At 61.7% G+C, this 17,760-nt stretch carries 14 protein-coding genes and 1 pseudogene; 10 read left to right on the top strand and 5 right to left on the bottom strand.

The annotated features are described in order from the left end of the window. Nucleotides 1–24: 24 nt before the first annotated feature. A complete protein-coding gene (locus PSH59_RS14690) occupies nt 25–519 on the bottom strand; it encodes a DUF1543 domain-containing protein (RefSeq protein WP_305393029.1) in 495 nt (164 codons plus the stop codon). Between the two features lie 106 nt (nt 520–625). Between PSH59_RS14690 and PSH59_RS14685 the strand changes: the two genes are divergently transcribed. Further along, on the top strand, nt 626–1,447 hold the full coding sequence (locus tag PSH59_RS14685; RefSeq protein WP_248083457.1) for an aldo/keto reductase: 822 nt from the start codon (nt 626–628) through the stop codon (nt 1,445–1,447). 57 nt (nt 1,448–1,504) lie between these two features. Next, nucleotides 1,505–1,981: pseudogene (locus tag PSH59_RS14680) on the top strand (protein kinase); the annotation flags it as partial. Here PSH59_RS14680 and PSH59_RS14675 read toward each other — a convergent pair. After that, nucleotides 1,978–2,307 carry a DUF6388 family protein gene (locus tag PSH59_RS14675; RefSeq protein WP_305393028.1) on the bottom strand — a complete coding sequence of 110 codons (330 nt, stop codon included), beginning with the start codon at nt 2,305–2,307 and terminating at the stop codon, nt 1,978–1,980. The pseudogene PSH59_RS14680 and the gene PSH59_RS14675 sit on opposite strands and share 4 nt — an antisense overlap. Before the next feature lie 216 nt (nt 2,308–2,523). Here PSH59_RS14675 and PSH59_RS14670 point away from each other — a divergent pair, with 216 nt between their 5' ends. Then, a complete protein-coding gene (locus PSH59_RS14670; protein ID WP_305393027.1) occupies nt 2,524–4,611 on the top strand; it encodes an EAL domain-containing protein in 2,088 nt (695 codons plus the stop codon). Here PSH59_RS14670 and PSH59_RS14665 read toward each other — a convergent pair. From PSH59_RS14665 to PSH59_RS14655, 3 genes are read right to left on the bottom strand one after another with little or no spacing between them, the layout of a single operon-like run. Further along, nucleotides 4,596–5,438, bottom strand: a complete 843-nt coding sequence (locus PSH59_RS14665; protein ID WP_248083454.1) for a metal-dependent hydrolase — start codon at nt 5,436–5,438, stop codon at nt 4,596–4,598. The genes PSH59_RS14670 and PSH59_RS14665 overlap by 16 nt on opposite strands. Nucleotides 5,439–5,453: 15 nt before the next feature. Beyond that, entirely contained in the window at nt 5,454–6,344 is an 891-nt protein-coding gene (locus PSH59_RS14660) for an SDR family oxidoreductase (protein ID WP_305393026.1), read from the bottom strand. Further along, complete coding sequence (locus tag PSH59_RS14655) at nt 6,341–7,879, bottom strand: NAD(P)/FAD-dependent oxidoreductase (protein ID WP_305393025.1); 1,539 nt, start codon at nt 7,877–7,879, stop codon at nt 6,341–6,343. The genes PSH59_RS14660 and PSH59_RS14655 overlap by 4 nt, the downstream gene beginning before the upstream one ends. 276 nt (nt 7,880–8,155) lie before the next feature. On the opposite strand from PSH59_RS14655, the gene PSH59_RS14650 reads away from it, so the two are divergent. The 7 genes from PSH59_RS14650 to PSH59_RS14620 all read left to right on the top strand — a co-directional run bounded on the left by PSH59_RS14650 (nt 8,156) and on the right by PSH59_RS14620 (nt 17,757). Beyond that, nucleotides 8,156–9,145, top strand: coding sequence for an alpha/beta fold hydrolase (locus PSH59_RS14650; protein ID WP_305393024.1), 990 nt, complete (start codon nt 8,156–8,158; stop codon nt 9,143–9,145). A 301-nt stretch (nt 9,146–9,446) separates the two neighbouring features. Further along, the gene (locus PSH59_RS14645; protein WP_305393023.1) at nt 9,447–10,727 is read left to right on the top strand and encodes an alkane 1-monooxygenase; all 1,281 of its coding nucleotides are present in this window, start codon (nt 9,447–9,449) and stop codon (nt 10,725–10,727) included. 111 nt (nt 10,728–10,838) lie between these two features. Continuing rightward, a complete protein-coding gene (praA, locus tag PSH59_RS14640) occupies nt 10,839–11,333 on the top strand; it encodes an alkane oxidation protein activator PraA (protein ID WP_248083449.1) in 495 nt (164 codons plus the stop codon). 133 nt (nt 11,334–11,466) lie between these two features. Beyond that, nucleotides 11,467–11,961, top strand: coding sequence for an alkane oxidation protein activator PraB (gene praB / locus PSH59_RS14635; protein WP_248083448.1), 495 nt, complete (start codon nt 11,467–11,469; stop codon nt 11,959–11,961). Nucleotides 11,962–12,093: 132 nt separating this feature from the next. After that, nucleotides 12,094–13,548 (top strand): outer membrane protein transport protein, encoded by a 1,455-nt coding sequence (locus PSH59_RS14630; RefSeq protein ID WP_248083447.1) that lies wholly within the window; start codon nt 12,094–12,096, stop codon nt 13,546–13,548. Between the two features lie 258 nt (nt 13,549–13,806). Beyond that, nucleotides 13,807–16,332 carry an acyl-CoA dehydrogenase gene (locus PSH59_RS14625; protein WP_305393022.1) on the top strand — a complete coding sequence of 842 codons (2,526 nt, stop codon included), beginning with the start codon at nt 13,807–13,809 and terminating at the stop codon, nt 16,330–16,332. 81 nt (nt 16,333–16,413) lie between these two features. Further along, nucleotides 16,414–17,757, top strand: coding sequence for a 3-oxoacyl-ACP reductase (locus PSH59_RS14620; protein WP_305393021.1), 1,344 nt, complete (start codon nt 16,414–16,416; stop codon nt 17,755–17,757). The last annotated feature ends 3 nt before the right edge of the window (nt 17,758–17,760 follow it).

Here is a 17,760-nt window from a genome sequence, read left to right as displayed (position 1 = left end):
CGCGTCAGTGGTGCTGCAGAAGGCTCAGGGCAGCACAATATAGTCGTTCCGCTGGACGATGGGGCGGTGCGGGCCCTGAACCAGGTGCAGGTAGCGCCCATCAACCAGATCGACAGGCAGGCAGTCGTCCACGTCCAGCACCCCGTCGGTATGGGCCTGGGACCAATGGCGCAGCATCTGTTGTTTGCCTTTGCGGGTGGCTTCCTGTTTGTTGCGGGCGACCACCAGCAGGTAGTGGTGAGCCTCGCCGAAGCTGTCGGCTTCATAGCCACCGAGATTAAGGAAGTACAGGTGATGCGCGTCCGCCTGGGGCGCCAAGTGGCTGAGTTCGACCTTCCAACCGTCGACGCCATCAACCGCCATCCAGGAATCGATATGCACGCCCTTGGGGCTGCCAAACCAGGCGTCGCGCAATTGCGGGTAGGTGGATTGCAGTGAATCTCCTGCGGCAAACACCACATCATGCACCTCGATCCTGGCCCGTGGGTGCTTGCCCCCGAGCATTACGACAAACAGCATTGCGGGTTCTTCCTGGCGGCTTGGCAAAGGGCAACCATACTTCGGTTGAACCCTTTTGTCCTGTCAGTGCCCCACGGTTATCACGCGAAATCCTTAGGAGGTTGTCATGCGTACCATCGATCTTGCGGGCGTTCCCGTGCCTGTCATCGGCCAGGGCACCTGGCGCATGGGTGAAGATCCAGGCCGGCAGCGTGCCGAAGTCGCAGCCCTGCAACTGGGTATCGATGAGGGCATGACCCTGATCGATACCGCCGAAATGTATGGCGAAGGGGGCGCTGAAACGGTGGTGGGTGAAGCCATTCGCGGTAGACGTGACCAGGTGTTCCTGGTGAGCAAGGTCTACCCGCACAATGCCAGTCGCACAGGCATCCCTCGCGCCTGCGAAGCGAGCCTTAAGCGTATGGGCACCGATTATGTCGATCTGTACCTGCTGCATTGGCGTGGTCAATATCCCCTCGAAGAAACGGTTGAAGCGTTTGAGCGCTTACGTGAAGCCGGAAAAATCGGTCGCTGGGGCGTCTCGAATTTTGACGTGGCCGATCTTCAGGAACTCGCATCCCCGGCCTGTGCGACCAATCAGGTGCTCTACAACATTGAAGAGCGCGGTATCGAATTTGATTTGTTGCCTTGGTGGCAGCAACACCATTTACCGTTAATGGCGTATTGCCCGATTGCACAGGGTGGTGAACTGCTGTCCAGCCCGACACTTAAGCAGATCGCCCAGCGGCACGATGCCACCCCCGCCCAGGTTGCCCTGGCTTGGGTCTTGCGCCAGGAAGGTGTGATTGCCATTCCCAAGGCGGTCACGCCGGAGCATGTGCGGCTCAACGCTGCCGCTGCCAAACTGGTGCTTGACGAACATGACCTGGACGCTATTGACCGAGTCTTCGGCGCGCCCAAGCGTAAGCACCCGTTGGCGATGGTGTAACCGACAGGCAGAAACGGCACCGTCCCTGGCTACCGTTTCTGCCGGGATCCGCCTTAGCCGATAGCGGTGCAACTGCTGGATGCACTGGCGTATGTCCACCAGCAGGGCGTTGTGCATGGTGATGTGAAACCGGCCAACATCATGCTGGGCGAGCAGGGTGTGCGTTTGTTCGATTTCGGCTTGGGATATGCCCCGGCGCAGCGGGCCGCCGGGTTACCGGGCCTGGACCGCAGCCGCATGAACGCCTGGACTCCGGCGTATGCCGCACCGGAACTGCTGGCCGGTGGGTGCCCGTCCGCCAGCGCCGACCTGTATGGCGCGGCGTGTGTACTTTTTGCGTTGGCCCAGGGGCAGCCCCTCGGCAAGCGCCCGCCCAATACACCTCTGGAAAAGCCTCGCCAATTACCCAGGCATTGCTGGCCGGCGCTGCGTTCGGCATTGGCCATTGACCCGGCGTGCCGAGCGCTCTGCGCCGCCGAACTGCGCGACGCGATGGGGCGCCAGCGTCACGCCTTGTTCGGGTGGCGTGGTTAATCGGGCAGCTCATGCAGTTGGCAGTACTCGGACCAGCTCAGGCCGGCCATTTGGGCCACTTCTCTGTGCACTTCCAAACGCTGATGCTCGAAGGCTTCCGGGGAGTCAGCCGTCAGCTTGAGGGTCAGCTCCCAGGCGAATAACCCCAGGCGCTGCGCCTCGGCTTCGAATGCTTCATGCAGGCGTTCGGCGCGGTACTGTGCCAGGGTTTCGCCCTTGGCCTGGGCGGCCAGTGGGTTGAGGGTATCCAGTTCTGCGGCCACCTCGGGGTGTTCGTTCAAGAAACGGTCAAGCGCGAGCTGGTGGTTATCGCCAGGGGGTGACAAGGGCGTACTCCAAATCAAAGGTGGGCAGATGCGTATCGGTCTTAGCGAAAACAATAACAGATAGGCGATCAGTACCCGGCCCTTCATCCATTGCCGAAAAACAGCGTGATGCCAGGTAAAGGGCTTTCGCTCCCCGTGCCAGGACGTGTAGCGTTAGCCGTGGAGTTTCCGGCCCTGCCGTCCAAGGGCAGAGGGCGACGGGCAGAGGAACGTGTCATGGCGCAAACGCTGTTCAAACTTTTCTTTACTCAACGCCTGGCGGCGCTGGCCAGTACCGAATCGCTACGCGCGATCCGCGAAGGGCTGTTGTGGATTCTGCCGTGCCTGCTGGTGTCGGCGGGTTTTCTGATCCTCTCCGAATGTGCCCGGGTGCTGGGCTTCGAGCCTCAGGTCGTGACTTTCCTGGCAGGGTTGCACAACCAGATCAGCTCGGTGATCCCGCTGTTGGTGGCGGCTTCCATCGGTTACATGCTGGCGATCCAGCACCGCTTGCCGCAGTTGCCGGTGGCGTTTCTATGCTTGGCCCACGTGGTGGTGGCGACCTTTATTCTGCGTGAATACCCCAGGGCATCAGCCACGTTCGTGCTGTTTATCGCCATCGCTTCACCGTTGCTCAATGTGCCGGCCATTGCCTGGCTGCACCGACACCGTTGGACCCGGTTGGTCAACGAAGACCTGGTGGGCCACAACCTCAGGGGCACTATCAATATGGTGGTGCCGGGAGCCCTCACTGCATTGGCGCTGGTGCTGGTGTTGTCGTTGTTGTTGCAGGTGCCCTATGTGGCGCAGTTGCAGGGCCCTCAGGTCATCAATGCGCTGGCGTCGCCCTACGGCAGCGGCTTGTTTGTGACACTGATGAACTCTCTGTTGTGGTTTTTCGGGATTCACGGCGTCTACGCCATGCAACCGCTGTTCGATGTGCTGGACCAGGCCGTGGTACTCAATGGCGTGGCGTCGGCGGCGGGCGAGCCGATCAAATATGTGTTGAATAGCGGCCTCTTGGGCAGTTTTGCCTTTATTGGTGGCTCGGGCGCCGCGTTATGCCTGTTGCTGGCGATCCTGCTGTTTTCCAAAAGCCAATCCATGCGCCTGGTGGCGATAGCGAGCTTGCCGCTGTCGCTGTTCAATGTCAGCGAGGTGCTGCTGTTCGGCTTGCCGATCATCCTCAACCCGCGTTTGTTTATACCGTTTCTAGTGGTGCCCGCCCTGAACGGGATGCTTGCGCTTGGCGTGGTGCAACTGGGGTGGGTATCTCCGGCGGTGGCCAGTGTGCCATTCACCTCCCCGGTGCTGCTCAATGCGTACCTGAGCACCCATGGCGACTGGGCCGCAGTGGCGCTGCAAGTGTCGCTGCTGGGGCTGGGAACCCTGGTGTATGCGCCTTACGTGCGGGCGCTCCATCGCCAGGTGACGGAGGGGGGCACGGTCTATCTCAAATCCCTGGACATGACCTTTCGTGGCCTGGAAGAAAAAGGCCGGTTGCGCGAGCTCGACCCCGTGCTCGCCTCCCACAAGGTCATGGCACGCCAGGCCAATGACCTGAGCCGGATCCAGCAGATCAGCGATTATGAGTTCTATCTGGAGTTCCAGCCGCAAGTGTCTATCCGCACCGGCTTGTGCACCGGTTGCGAAGCGCTGATGCGTGCCCGCGATGCCCAGGGCACGGTGCATTCGCCGTGGGAGTTCCTGCAGTGGCTGGCGCAGGCGGGGTTGATGCCGGACGTGGATGTGTGGGTGGCGTCCCAGGCCGTGCGTCAGTACCAGCGCTGGCAAAAACTCGGGTTCGCGCTGCCGATGACCATCAACATTTCCAGTGCCAGCCTAACCGACGCTGCCTATGGCGATCGCCTGGTGGAGATCCTGGCCCAGGCCCATGGGCAGGTGTCGGTGGAAATTACCGAAGACGCGCTGGTGAGTGATGTCCCGGCCACGCGCCAGACCATCCAGAAGTTGCAGGCCATCGGTGCCAAGGTCTACATCGATGACTTCGGCACCGGCTTCTCGGCCTTGAGTTACCTGCACCAGTTCCCTGTGGACTTCATCAAGATCGACCGCAGTTTTGTGGTGGCCCAACACGATCCCAAGGGCGCCCAGGTCCTGACCGGCATGCTGCGCTTTTGCGAGGCGCTGAACCTTGGGGTGGTGGTCGAAGGGGTAGAGACCGCCGAGCAGTTGGCCTTTTTGAGTACCGGCGCCGAGTTGTTTATCCAGGGCTGGTATTTCAGCAAGGCGCTGCCGGGCGATCAGGTCGAAGGCTTTGTGCGCGAGCGCGCGGCCTTGGCCGACGCTCAGGCCGACTCATAGCCGCGCCGGGTCTGTTCGATCTCCTCGACCAGGCCATCGATGCCGGCCAGGCGCGCACGGTTGTCGTGGTCCCAGGGGTGAAAGCCCGGTTTGAAGTAGTGCAGCCACGGCACCAGCATCCGTGGGAAAACGCCCCTGGGGCCGTAGAGAAACTTCAACATGCGCCAGAACCCTTTAAGGTGCCCGCCGCTCTTGCGGTCGGCAACGAGCAGGCGCAGGTGGAAGTCCAGCACCACCAACCAGAAAAACACCGTGGTGGTGAGCATGGTGCCGGTGCGCAGCAGGTAGCGCATGGGCCCTGGCTTGATCACCGTGTTCCACACATCGAACGCGACGGCCTTGTGTTCGGTTTCTTCCAAGGCGTGCCAGTACCACATCTGTTGGTAGCCCTTGAGGGAGTTACCGAAGCGCGACGGGTCGCTGAGCAGGATTTCGGCCAGCATCGCGGTGTAGTGCTCAAGGGCAATAGTGATCGCCAGGTTGAAGGCGGGTGGGCAGTGTTTTTTCTGCAGGTCGAGGATGAATTTCAACCGACGGTCCAGGGTGTGTGCCGGCAGGCCGGCGGCTTGCATCAGGTCGTTGTAGGCCACGTGTTCGCGGCTGTGCATGGCCTCCTGGCCGATAAAACCCTGGATTTGTTTTTTCAGCTCCGGGTCATCGATGCGCTGACGGTAGTGGCGCACGCTGTCCATGAAAAACAGCTCGCCCTGGGGAAATAACAGGGACAAGGCGTTGAAAAAATGCGTGATGAACGGGCCTTGTTCATGCCAGTTCTTGATGCGCTCGGCAGGCAAGGCAAAACGCAGGTCGCGGCGAATGGGCAACATGGTGTGGGCTCCTGTTCAGAGACGGGGTTCGTCGTTGGTTTCAAACACCGGCCGGGGTTGTTTGGGTGCCATGCGTTTGCTGGCCAATACCACCAACGCTTGATAGGCGGCCGGCAAACAACGCGCGAGCAGGTCGAGGAAGTAGGCGTCGCGGCCGATCAGCACGCGGCGCTTGTTGTGACGCACGCCTTGCAGGATGACCTTGGCGGCCTGATCGGCGTCGGTGATAAAGAGTTTTTCGAAGTCGGCGCGGGCTTGTTGCTCGCTGTGGATCAGAAAGCCGGTCATGTTCGGGTCGATGCGGCTGCTGCGGCAGATGTCGGTCCGGATCCCGCCGGGGTGTACGCAGGTGGCCGACACGCCGCAACGTTGCAGGTCGAGTTCCTGGCGCAGGGCTTCGGTAAAGCCGCGCACGGCGAACTTGGACGCGTTGTAGCCGCTCATGCCCGGTTGGGCGAACAGGCCGAACACGCTGGAGGTGTTGATCACGTGGCCGTCGCCGCTGGCCTTCAGGTACGGCAAAAATGCCTTGGTACCATGCACCACGCCCCAGAAGTTGATGCCGATGATCCATTCCAGGTCGGCGTAGTCCACGCCTTCCACCGTGCTGGACAGCGCCACCCCGGCGTTGTTGAACACCAGGTTGACCCGGCCATGCTCGGCGACGCAGCGCGCGGCCCAATCCTCCATGGCCTGGCGCTCGGACACATCCAGTAATTGGGTGGTGATGGTCACGCGAGACAGCGTGGAGGCCCTGATCAACGTCAGGGTTTCGTCCAGGCCCTGGGCGTTTTTATCCGCCAGCGCCAGATGGCAACCTTCCCGCGCCAACGCCAGCGCCAAGGCGCGCCCCATGCCGGACGCCGCGCCGGTGATGGCCGCGACGCGGCCGTTGAATGACTTCATGACAGGCTCCCCTCTGCATTGGGATGTGGCACTGCGGCTGGACGGGCCGGCGGATTGATCGGGAGCGGATCGACCACGTAGTCCTTGAGGGCGAACTGGCGGGTGACCTGCTTGAAGCGCCAGGTCGAGCCCGGCCACAGCGTGGTGTTTTTGCCGGTGCGCGGGTCCAGATACCAGCTTTGGCAGCCGCCGGTGTTCCAGATGGTGCGCTTGAGCTTGTCTTGCAATTGCTGGTTGTAGGCCTGTTCCACAGCCGGTTTGACGTCGACCGTGGCAATACGGCTGCGCTGCATGTGCTGGAGCGCACCGAGGATGTAGGTCACTTGCGCCTCGATCATCAGAATCATCGAGTTGTGACCCAGGCCGGTGTTGGGCCCGACAATCAAAAACAGGTTGGGGTAGCCCGGCACCGTGGTGCCCTTGTAGGCATGGGCACCGTCGCGCCAGGTGTCCATCAGGTCCACCCCGTCGCGGCCGATGATGCAGTCGCGGGGCAAGGGATCGCTGGCCTGGAACCCGGTGCCGAAGATCAGGCAATCGGCCGGGTGTTTGATGCCGTCGGCGGTGATCACCCCGTCGGCCTCGATGCGCAGCACCGGGTCGGTGACCACCTCGACATTGCTGCGCGACAGCGCCGGGTAATAGTCATTGGAGATCAGCACGCGCTTGCAGCCGATGGTGTAGTCCGGTGTCAGGGTTTTGCGCAGGGAAGGGCGGGCCACCTGTTTGTGCAGGTGGCGCAGGGCGATTTTCTGCACCATTTTCATCAGCCGCGGATTCAGCGCAAAACCTACCACTCGGGCCTCCAAAGCCCAGTAGAAGGCGTTGCGCACCAGGCGCTGGGTGAAGGGCAGATGCTTGAACAGCCAGCGCTCGCCCGCTGAAATCGCCCGGTCGGGCTTGGGCATGATCCACGGCGGCGTGCGCTGGAACAGATCGAGATGGGCCACCTGCGGCGCGATCTGCGGCACGAACTGAATGGCACTGGCGCCGGTGCCGATCACCGCCACACGTTTGCCTTTGAGCGAATAGTCGTGATCCCACTGCTGGGAGTGAAAGCGCCTGCCCTTGAAGCTCTCCAGCCCCGGAATATCCGGCAGCGCCGGGCGCGACAGGCCGCCCATCCCCGACACCAGCACCCGTGCACTCAATTGGCGGCCATCGCTGAAGCGCAACTGCCAGCGCTGCTGCTGTTCATCGAACACCGCGCGCTGCAGGCCCATGCCAAAACGCAAGAACGGCGCCAGCCCGAAGTGCTCGGCGCAGTGCTCCAGATAAGCGCGGATCTCTGCCTGTGGTGCGAACTGCCGGGTCCAGTTCGGGTTAGGCGCAAAGGAAAACGAGTACACGTGGGACTGCACATCGCAGGCGCAGCCGGGGTAATGGTTGTCCCGCCACGTGCCACCCAGGGTCTGCGCCTGTTCAGCGACCAGGAAATCGGTGAACCCGGCTTCCTTGAGTTTGATGGCCATGCACAGACCGGCAAAACCTGAGCCGATGATGGCTATGTCGATTGAGTCACTGTGGGCATTCATAGGCTGTCCTTGATGGGCATCGGATGTGCTCCTGTTTTTGTTGTGTCTTTTAGATAGAACACCATTGCAAAGAAAAATTGAATTAATTATTTTAAAAAAGATTTTAAATAATCTACCTGAAAATATCGTTTACGCCAGATCCTTGTTCCGCTTGTGCGATTTGTCCGACGGACGCGCATGGCATGGACTGGGTTCGGATCCAAGGTGTGGACGGTAGCTGAGGCCCAGATCAATTCCGGTCGGGTCGCCGGCAGCAGGGATGCGGAGGACCGAGCTATGGCTGTGGAATGGGTGGCCGCTGCGGCGGGCGCAAGTGCGCTGTTATGGGGCTTCAGTACCTGGATGACACGGCGCATTGAAGCGCGCGTGCCGATGATGGGGCGTTGCGTGGAGATCGATGGCGAGCGCTTTCATTATGTGGAGGAGGGCAAGGGCCCGCCGCTGGTGATGATTCATGGGCTGATGGGCAGCAGTCGCAACCTGACCTATGCGTTGTCCGGCCAATTGTGTGAGCACTTTCGGGTGATCACCCTCGACCGCCCCGGCTCGGGTTATTCCACACGCCATAAAGGCACGGCGGCCGACCTGCCGGCCCAGGCGCGGCAAGTGGCGGCGTTTATCCAAACATTAGGCCTGGATAAACCCTTGGTGCTGGGGCATTCGCTCGGCGGGGCGATCTCGCTCGCGCTGGCGCTAGACCATCCCGAGGCAGTATCAGGCCTGGTACTGGTCGCGCCGCTGACCCATCCCCAGCCCACCTTGCCCCTGGTGTTCTGGTCACTGGCGGTGCGCCCGGCCCTGTTGCGGCGCCTGGTGGCTCATACCCTCACGGTGCCCATGGGGCTGTTGATGCGCCGCTCGGTGGTCAAGGGCATCTTCGCGCCGGACCCGGCCCCTGACGATTTCGCCACCCGTGGCGGCGGGCTGCTGGGCATGCGCCCCGACAACTTCTATGCCGCCTCCAGCGAAATTGCCCTGGTCAACGATTACTTGCCGGACATGATCAAGCGCTACGGGCAACTGACCCTGCCCATCGGCCTGATCTACGGCGCACAGGACAGGGTTTTGGACGTTCGCAAGCATGGCCAGGCACTCGCCGACCGGGTGCCTGGGCTCAAGCTGCAGTTGGTGGACGGGCGCGGCCATATGTTGCCGATCACCGCCACGGCGCGCGTGGTCGAGGTGGTGCAGCAGGTGGCCAAACGCGTGAAGCCCGTGCAAAGCGCCAGCGTTCTGCATCCCCCTTTTGCCCTGACGAACAAATAAACGTGACCCTCATGGCGGGTATTCACGGTCTGAAACGCTGGGCGTAGAGACCTGACCAAGTGGCAGAAAAAGAGACTGCCCGGTCACGTCAAAAAGGCCTCGAAAAAGTAGTTGACGACCTAACGATTCCGCGCTATTTATTTAAAAAAATATTTCAATTTATATTTTGAAATGATTTTTGAAATGCCTAAGAGCGAATAAAAATGAAAAAAACGCCTTTTATCGCATGGTTGATTTCCCGGAGCATTCAACGCTCCCTGAACCTTTTTTCCCGGCCTGCTTCCCGCGTGCGGAGGCTGCCATGAACCAGACCCTGGCAACGCCCACCGTCTGGGCCGATGGCAAGCGTCATCTGTGGTGGCTGGGCATCATGCCCCTGGCCACGCCGTTACTGTCCGGGGCGCTGGCGATCAGCACCGGTATCCAGTCGTTGTGGTGGGTCGGCGTATTGGTGATCTTCGGCCTGATTCCTTTGATCGACGGCCTGTTGGGCGAAGACGTCAGCAACCCGCCCGAATCCGCTGTCAGCCACCTTGAATCGCAGCGCTACTACCGCTGGATCGTCTACACCGGGGTGCTCTTCGTGATCAGCTCGGTGGTGATCACCGGCTGGCTGGCCGCCGGCGGCATCAGTTGGATCATCCAGGGCGGCCTGACGCAGGCGGTCGCGGGTCTTGACCCGTCCAGCGGGTTGGCCCAAGTGGCGAGCTACATCACTGCCCGCACCCAGTTGCACGGCGAGCCGAGCCTGTTGACCTACCTGGGCATGGCCATGTCGACAGGTGCCGCCACTGGCATTGCCATCAACACGGCCCATGAGCTGGGTCACAAGCCCAGCGCGCTGGAGGTGTTCCTGGCCAAGGTCACCCTGGCGCCGACGTTCTACGGGCACTTCTACACCGAACACAACCGCGGCCATCACGTGCGGGTGGCCACGCCGGAAGACCCGGCCAGCTCGCGCCTGGGCGAGAGCTTCTGGGCGTTCCTGCCGCGTTCGGTGTGGTTCAGCGCACAGTCGGCGTGGAACCTGGAGCGCGAACGCCTGCGCAAACTCGGCCTGCCGGCATGGCACTGGAAGAACGGCGTGCTCAGTGCCTGGCTGTACAGCGTGGTGCTATGGGGCGCGATGATTGCCTGGCTGGGCGCGGCGGTGATTCCCTTTCTGGTCATCCAGGGCATTTACGGGTTCTCGTTGTTGGAAGTGGTGAACTACGTCGAACACTACGGCCTTAAACGTCAGAAGTTGCCCAATGGACGTTATGAACGCTGTTCGCCTCGACACTCGTGGAACAGTAATCGGGTTGTGACCAATATTTTTTTGTTCCAGTTGCAACGGCATTCCGATCACCACGCCAACCCCACGCGCAGCTATCAGTCGTTGCGTCACTTCGATGAGTCGCCGCAACTGCCTTACGGTTACGCGAGCATGATTGTCTGGGCCTACGTGCCGTATTTATGGCGCAGGCGCATGGACCATCGCGTGCTTAACCACTATGCCGGGGATATCACCCTGACCAATTTGCAGCCGTCACAGCGTTTGAAGTATCTGGCGAAGTACAGCAACAGCGCCAAGCCGTTCTAGTTCAAGTAACACGTGATTCATCCACTCGGGGTGTGAATACCGCGCAGGATTTTATCGCCCCGAGAATGTGGTTTGACCCGAACAACAATAATTAAGGGAAGGACGTACACCATGCACACACCTGCCAGGTTCACCGCCCATATCGTGCTCGCCGCACTGGGCCTGATCACCTATCACCAGGCCCAGGCCGCCCGTATCGAACCGGCCGGCAGCGCCTTTACGGCCCAAGGCCCCATCAGCTTCTCCAAGGGCGCGCTGATCAGCGCCGACTGCACCATCAAGGTGGCCGGCAAGGTCGCGGCCGATGGCGCCTCGGTCAATGTCGACAAAGTGGAGTTCGACGGTGGCCTCAAGTGCAGCCGGGTTGAGGCAATCAACTTGCCGTGGGTATTAGTTGCCAAGGATACGAAAAGCGGCGCCATGTCCAACATCAGCGTGGATGTGCATGCCTTCGGCCTGGGCGGCAAGTGCGGGCCGTCGACGGCCGAGGGCACGTGGGATAACGCCACCGGCAAGTTGGAAGCGGCCAATGTACCGATTGGCGAAGACTGCAAGATCAAAACGGTGTCGATCAAGATGCCGCCCAACTTCAAAGTTGTTGAATAACGCTCGTCCTGTTTGTAGCGGTAATTGAATTGAGATTTGGCTGGAAAGGGAAGTTCTGCAGTTTCACCGTGACCTCTCGTTCATGGCCATTACCCCCCGGCGAATGACTCGCCATTACATGTGAGGAATAACAATGAAAAGTTTGAAAACCCTCGTGTCGTTGACTGCCTTGACTGTTTGCATGGGTGCGGCTTCCATGGCGAACGCCTATAGCATCTCTCCGGTCAGTACCAGCTTCACCGCGCCAGGCACGATCTCGGTGAAGTCGCCATCTTCCTTCCAGGCCACCGTTAACTGCGGGGCCACGTTTACCGGGAATGTGGATGCAACCGGTGTTGCCAAGATCACTGGCGTGGCAGTGACCGGCGGTGGCCTGTGTGCGCTGCCTAAAATCACCGGTTTGCCTTGGACCTTGACCGCCACTGGGGCGGCTGTCGGCTCGGTGACAAACGTTGGCTACACCATCGCGAGTTCCATCCTGTACCCAGCCTCCAATTGCGGCCCGTCTACCATCGCGGTGGGTTACAGCGGCGGCGTGCTGACCGCCTCCAACCAGACCCTGAGCGGCAGCTGCACCGTGGTGAGCCTGAGCGTGACCCCAAGCCCTGCGCTGACCATCGTGCCTTAAAGGCAGCACACAACGAAGGGCTGATCACCCGTTGAAAAAACCGGCGCCTGTACCGGGCGCCGGTCCAAACGTTGAAAGCCGCAAGACGAACCGGCAGGGCTGGCTCAGAGAGATAACAATAAGGAGTGCCGCATGAATAATAAGAAACAACATGTGCAGGTTTTGCTGGGGCTGGCGATGATAGGCGGGGCGCTGGTGGCCGTGCCTGTCCAGGCCGGCGGTTTCTCCACACCGACCTACGGCGCGCCTGGATGGGGCCGTGCATTCGGGGGCGGTTCGCTGTTCAAGAACGACCCGAGTTCGGCGTACAACAACCCGGCGGCGATGGCGTTCGTCGAGCACAACGTCGCGCAATTCACCGTCGACTACGCGCGGATCAAGATCAAGTACAAGGGCGACGCTTCGGATTATGCCGGTAACCCGATTTCCAGCACGCCGCTGGATGCCAACGGTTTCCCCGATGTCGCGGCAACCACCGTCAATAACAACGATGGTGGCCAAGGCGGCTTTACTGCCTGGTTGCCGACCGGCTTCATGGTGATGCCCCTGGGGGATCGCTTCGCGTTCGGCTTGAGTCAGGTCGTGCCCCAAGGGATGCGCTCCACCTGGGATCAGGATTCGAAACTGCGCGACTTCGCCGTGGACACCAAAATTGAAACCGTCGGCTTGACGGGTTCGCTGTCGTTCAAAGTCAACGACCAGTTCTCCATCGGCGGTGGTGTGATCGTGCAGCACAGCAAGGGCTTCGTCAGCCAGAACGTCGACTTGTTATCGGCCGCAGCGGTGTCCGATTCGGTGCTGGGCGGGATCAACTTCCCGTCGGACGTGGGTAATGCGCTGATGCGCGTGAAAGTCGACAATATTTCGGCGGGCTGGTTTACCGGCGTGGTCTGGAAACCCACCGACCGAGACACCCTTGGCCTGAACTATCACGCCAAGATCAAGAACAAGATGACCGGCAAATACAACATGTACGCCGATCAGTTTTCCTACAACCTCATGACCCAGCCGAGCCCGTTCGGCGGTAGCGGTACCTTGGTCAATACCGCTTACCCAGGGCTGGAACTGAAGCCGGACGGTGCCCATGCCAGCGTCCAACTGGACATCCCCGCCACGGCGGGCCTGGACTGGGTGCACCAGTTCAACGACCGTTTCACCCTCGGCGCCAGCGTGACCTGGACAGAGTGGTCCTCGTTCAAGGACCTGACGCTTGAGTCCGGTGGCACCACCATTGTGTCCATTCCCTACAACTACAAAAACACCTGGATGTACTCCCTCGGCGGTGACTACCGCGTGACCGACGAGCTGACCCTGCGCGCAGGTGTGGCCCTTGACCAGACCCCAACGCGCAATTCGACCCGCGACCCCCGCATTCCGGACGGTGACCGTACCTTCCTGTCGCTGGGGGCCGGCTACGACGTGAAAGCCATCAAGGGGCTGAGTGTCGACCTGGCGTATTCGCACCAGTTCGTCCAGGAGGTCAAGCTCAAGACGCAAAACGTCGATCGCCTGGGCGGCGCCAGCCTCAACGGCAAGGCCGAGTCGTCGGGTGATGTGGTGAGTGTGTCGGCCACCTACGCGTTCTGAGGCTTCACCGAGGATGATGGAGGAGGGCACCAAGCGCATCTTGCTGCCTTCCCCAGTGGTTCATCCTCATTCCACGCAGGTCTTAAGCGATGAGTCAGGCTGATCCGTTCGGCCGCTGTTTTTTCGTCCGAGCATTAAATAAAAATTTCAAAACAAAATTTGAATTTGCGTTTCCAAGTTTGTAGTGTGGTTTCAAGCCGTCGCTCATACCGAGCGGTACGCGCGTTGGCCATGCCCTGAATCGAGTCGAGGTATCCCATGGTGATCTGGTTATTGGCGGGTTTCGCAGCAGCGATTGCCCTGGCGTATCGACAAGCGGCCGCGGCCCTGTGGCTGGGCATCGGCCTGATATGGATAGCGGCCGGTTATTTGTTCAACGTGGTGGCGGGGTTCGGCATTACGGTTGCCGCGTTACTGGTGCTGTTGCCGGCCGTGTTGCTGGCAATCAAACCGCTGCGTCGCACGCTGTTGACCGGCAAGGCCCTCGGCCTGTTTCGTACGATCATGCCGGCGATGTCCGACACTGAGCGTGCGGCCATTGAGTCCGGAACTGTGTGGTGGGACGCCGAGCTGTTCAGCGGCAACCCCGACTGGCAGCGCCTGCTGCAAGCCGCACCGGCGAGCCTGAGCGCCGAAGAACAAGCGTTTCTCGACACAGAAGTGGAAACCTTGTGCGACATCGCCAATGACTGGGAAACCACCCAGGTCTGGCAGGACATGTCCCCCGAAGCCTGGCAGTACACCAAGGACGCGGGCTTTCTCGGCATGATCATTCCCAAGCAGTACGGTGGCAAAGGCTTCTCCCACTACGCGCACTCCCAAGTGGTGATGAAGCTGTCGACACGCTGCTCGGCGGCGGCGATTTCGGTGATGGTGCCCAACTCCCTGGGCCCGGCCGAGCTGCTGCTGCATTACGGCACTGATGCCCAGCGCAATTACTACCTGCCGCGCCTGGCCCGGGGTGAAGACATCCCCTGTTTTGCCCTGACCAGCCCCTATGCCGGCTCGGACGCCGGGGCGATTCCCGACCTGGGCATTGTCTGCAAGGGCCTGCACGAAGGCGAAGAAGTCCTGGGGTTCAAAGTGACCTGGGACAAGCGCTACATCACCCTGGGGCCTATCGCCACCGTGCTGGGCCTGGCGTTCCGTGCGCAAGATCCGGACGGCTTGCTGGGGCCCAAGGGTTCTCTGGGCATCACCTGCGCCTTGATCCCCACGAGCCACCCCGGCGTGAACAGCGGTCGTCGCCACTGGCCGCTCAACGCCGTCTTCCAGAACGGCCCGACCACCGGCAAGGAGGTGTTTATCCCGCTGGAATGGGTCATCGGTGGCCGTGAGCAAGTCGGCAATGGCTGGCGCATGTTGATGGAATGCCTGGCCGCCGGACGCGCGATTTCGCTGCCCTCGGCCAACGTCGGCCTGGGCAAGGTCGCGGTGCGCGGTACCAGCGCCTATGCGGCGATGCGCAAGCAATTCGGCCTGCCCATCGGCAAGTTCGAAGGGGTGCAGGCGCCGTTGGCGCGCATGGCCGGGCATCTGTATGCGTGCGATGCGGTGCGCAAGGTGTCGGTGGCGTCCCTGGATGCCGGTGAAAAACCTTCGGTGATTTCGGCTATCGCCAAATACCACGTCACCGAACGCGCGCGGATCATCGTCAATGACGGTATGGACATCGTCGCCGGCAAGGGCATCTGCATGGGCCCCAACAACTTCCTCGCCCGCGCCTACCAGCAAAGCCCCATCGCCATTACGGTGGAAGGCGCGAACATCATGACCCGCTGCCTGATCATCTTTGGCCAGGGCCTGATTCGCTGCCATCCCTATGTGTTCCGCGAAATGGAAGCGGCGCGCAACCCGGACCGGCGCAAGGCCCTGCACGACTTCGACAGCGCGATGTTCGGCCACCTGAGTTTCGTGCTGGCCAACACCGTACGCGCGGCGGTGCATGCGCTGACCGGTGGCCGCCTGCTGTCCGCGCCGGCCAAGACCGAGCCGGCGCTGGCGTCCTACTATCGTCAGGCCAATCGGCTGTCGGTGGTGCTGGCGTTGATCTCGGATGTGTCCATGGGCGTACTGGGCGGCGCCCTCAAACGCAAGGAAAGTATCACCGGGCGCCTGGGCGATATCCTTTCGCAGCTGTATATCCTGTCCTGCGTGCTCAAGCGCTTTGAGGACGATGGCCGGCCCCAGAGCGACCTGCCGCTGGTGCACTGGTCGGCCCAGGATGCGCTGTTGCGGGCCCATGAAGCCCTCGCCGAAGTCCTCGATAACTACCCCTCCAAAGCCGCTGCGGCGGTGCTGCGGGGCCTGACGTTTCCGTTCGGCATCCCACTGCGCAAGCCGTCGGATCATTTGCTGGCCCAGGTCGCCGACGTGGTGCAGACGCCGGGCGAGACCCGTGACCGTTTGCTGGCCAATTCCTACATCCCACGGCCGGAGATCGACAAGTTGGCTTATGGCGAATTGGGCTTGCGTCTGTTGCCGCAAGTGGAACTGATCGATGCGCGGCTCAAGCCCGCCGTCAAGCAAGGGCTGATCGAACCGCTGCCGATCTCGACCGCGGCGTTTACGGCCTGGCGCGTCAAAGCGCGAGCGCAGGACCTGATCAGCGAGGACGAGGAAGGGTTGCTGGCGCGCTACGTGGAATTTGCCGATCACGCGATCCAGGTGGACGACTTCCCGCAGGACTTCGGCTTGCTGGAAGCCTTGCAGCAGCGCAAGCAGGCGTTGGAACCAGTGGCCAAACGCCGCGCCAGCCAGGGCGAAAACGCCTCGGTCAACTGAGGACAAACGCCGCCATTGTGGGAGGGCGCTTGCCCCTCCCGCAGAACCCAAGTCACGACAGTGTTTTGAGTGGATCTATCTATGAGTGACAGTTACCTAGCGTTCGTCAGTTCCCCCTGGGGCCGCCGCGTGGCGCAGGCGATCGGCTTGCCCCAGCCCGTGCCGTTGCAGCGTCATCGCAGCGGCCAGCCAGGCTTGGCCAACCCGGTGATCGTCGCCGGGGCAGGGCGCCTGGTCGGCGAAGTGCAACGCCTCTTCAGCGCCACCGACACCGTGGCCGCCAGCCCGGCCACCGTTCAGGCACCGTCCACGGTCAAGGTGCAGGGCGCGGTGTTCGACGCCACCGGTGTGACCGACCTGCACCAACTGGATGAGCTGTACGTGTTCTTCCACGCCAACGCCAAACGCCTCGGCCAGCATGCTCGCGTGGTGGTGCTCGGTACCGCGCCGGAACATTGCCAGGACCTGCCCCAGGCCGTCGCCCAACGCGCCCTCGAAGGTCTGGTGCGCTCGCTGGCCAAGGAGCTGCGCCGGGCGATCACCGTGCAGTTGCTCTATGTGGCACCGGGTGCCGAAGACGCGTTGGACAGCAGCCTGCGTTTCTTCCTGTCACGCCGTTCGGCTTATGTTTCGGGGCAAGTGGTGCGCCTGGACAAACCCGTGGACGGCCAGCCAGGCGTCAATTGGGACAAGCCTTTCACCGGCCGCCGTGCGCTGGTCACCGGCGCGTCCCGTGGCATCGGCCTGGCCATCGCCCAGGTGTTGGCCCGCGAGGGCGCCCATGTGGTGTGCGTCGATGTACCCAATGCTTTGGAGTCGCTGCAACAGGCCGCGAGCCTCGTCGGCGGTTCGGCGCTGCCGCTGGACATCACCGCACCGGATGCCGCCGCGCTGTTGCTGGCCCACGTCAGCCAGTACGGCGCCTTCGATGTGGTGGTGCACAACGCCGGCATCACCCGCGACAAGACCCTCGCCAAAATGCCTGAGCAAGACTGGCGCAGTGTGCTGGCGGTCAACCTTGAGGCGCCGTTGCAGCTGAGCAACGCGTTGCTCGCACACCAGGGGGTGAACCCCGGCGGGCGCATCGTGTGTGTGTCGTCGATTTCCGGCATCGCCGGCAACCTCGGGCAAAGCAACTACGCCACCTCCAAGGCCGGTGTGATCGGTCTGGTCCAGGGCCTGGCCCCGCGTGCGGCCGCGCAGCAGGTGACGGTGAATGCCGTTGCGCCTGGGTTTATCGAAACCCAGATGACCGCGAAGATTCCGCTGATGATTCGCGAGGCGGGGCGGCGCATGAACTCCATGAGCCAGGGCGGACAGCCGATCGACGTGGCCGAAACCATTGCCTGGCTGGCGCACCCGGCCTCGGGTGGGGTCAATGGCCAAGTCGTGCGGGTGTGCGGCCAAAGCCTGTTGGGAGCCTGATGC

The sequence above is a fragment of the Pseudomonas sp. FP2309 genome, assembly GCF_030687575.1.
Classification (GTDB): Bacteria; Pseudomonadota; Gammaproteobacteria; order Pseudomonadales; family Pseudomonadaceae; genus Aquipseudomonas.
Note: the sequence above shows the minus strand (reverse complement) of the source record. Positions and strands in the feature narration are given on the sequence as shown.

What these genes read in the sequence shown, in the direction of transcription:
- PSH59_RS14690 (WP_305393029.1), bottom strand. Translation starts at nt 519, where the DNA reads ATGCTGTTTGTCGTAATGCTCGGGGGCAAGCACCCACGGGCCAGGATC.
- PSH59_RS14685 (WP_248083457.1), top strand. Translation starts at nt 626, where the DNA reads ATGCGTACCATCGATCTTGCGGGCGTTCCCGTGCCTGTCATCGGCCAG.
- PSH59_RS14670 (WP_305393027.1), top strand. Translation starts at nt 2,524, where the DNA reads ATGGCGCAAACGCTGTTCAAACTTTTCTTTACTCAACGCCTGGCGGCG.
- PSH59_RS14665 (WP_248083454.1), bottom strand. Translation starts at nt 5,438, where the DNA reads ATGTTGCCCATTCGCCGCGACCTGCGTTTTGCCTTGCCTGCCGAGCGC.
- PSH59_RS14660 (WP_305393026.1), bottom strand. Translation starts at nt 6,344, where the DNA reads ATGAAGTCATTCAACGGCCGCGTCGCGGCCATCACCGGCGCGGCGTCC.
- PSH59_RS14655 (WP_305393025.1), bottom strand. Translation starts at nt 7,879, where the DNA reads ATGAATGCCCACAGTGACTCAATCGACATAGCCATCATCGGCTCAGGT.
- PSH59_RS14650 (WP_305393024.1), top strand. Translation starts at nt 8,156, where the DNA reads ATGGCTGTGGAATGGGTGGCCGCTGCGGCGGGCGCAAGTGCGCTGTTA.
- PSH59_RS14645 (WP_305393023.1), top strand. Translation starts at nt 9,447, where the DNA reads ATGAACCAGACCCTGGCAACGCCCACCGTCTGGGCCGATGGCAAGCGT.
- praA (WP_248083449.1), top strand. Translation starts at nt 10,839, where the DNA reads ATGCACACACCTGCCAGGTTCACCGCCCATATCGTGCTCGCCGCACTG.
- praB (WP_248083448.1), top strand. Translation starts at nt 11,467, where the DNA reads ATGAAAAGTTTGAAAACCCTCGTGTCGTTGACTGCCTTGACTGTTTGC.
- PSH59_RS14630 (WP_248083447.1), top strand. Translation starts at nt 12,094, where the DNA reads ATGAATAATAAGAAACAACATGTGCAGGTTTTGCTGGGGCTGGCGATG.
- PSH59_RS14625 (WP_305393022.1), top strand. Translation starts at nt 13,807, where the DNA reads ATGGTGATCTGGTTATTGGCGGGTTTCGCAGCAGCGATTGCCCTGGCG.
- PSH59_RS14620 (WP_305393021.1), top strand. Translation starts at nt 16,414, where the DNA reads ATGAGTGACAGTTACCTAGCGTTCGTCAGTTCCCCCTGGGGCCGCCGC.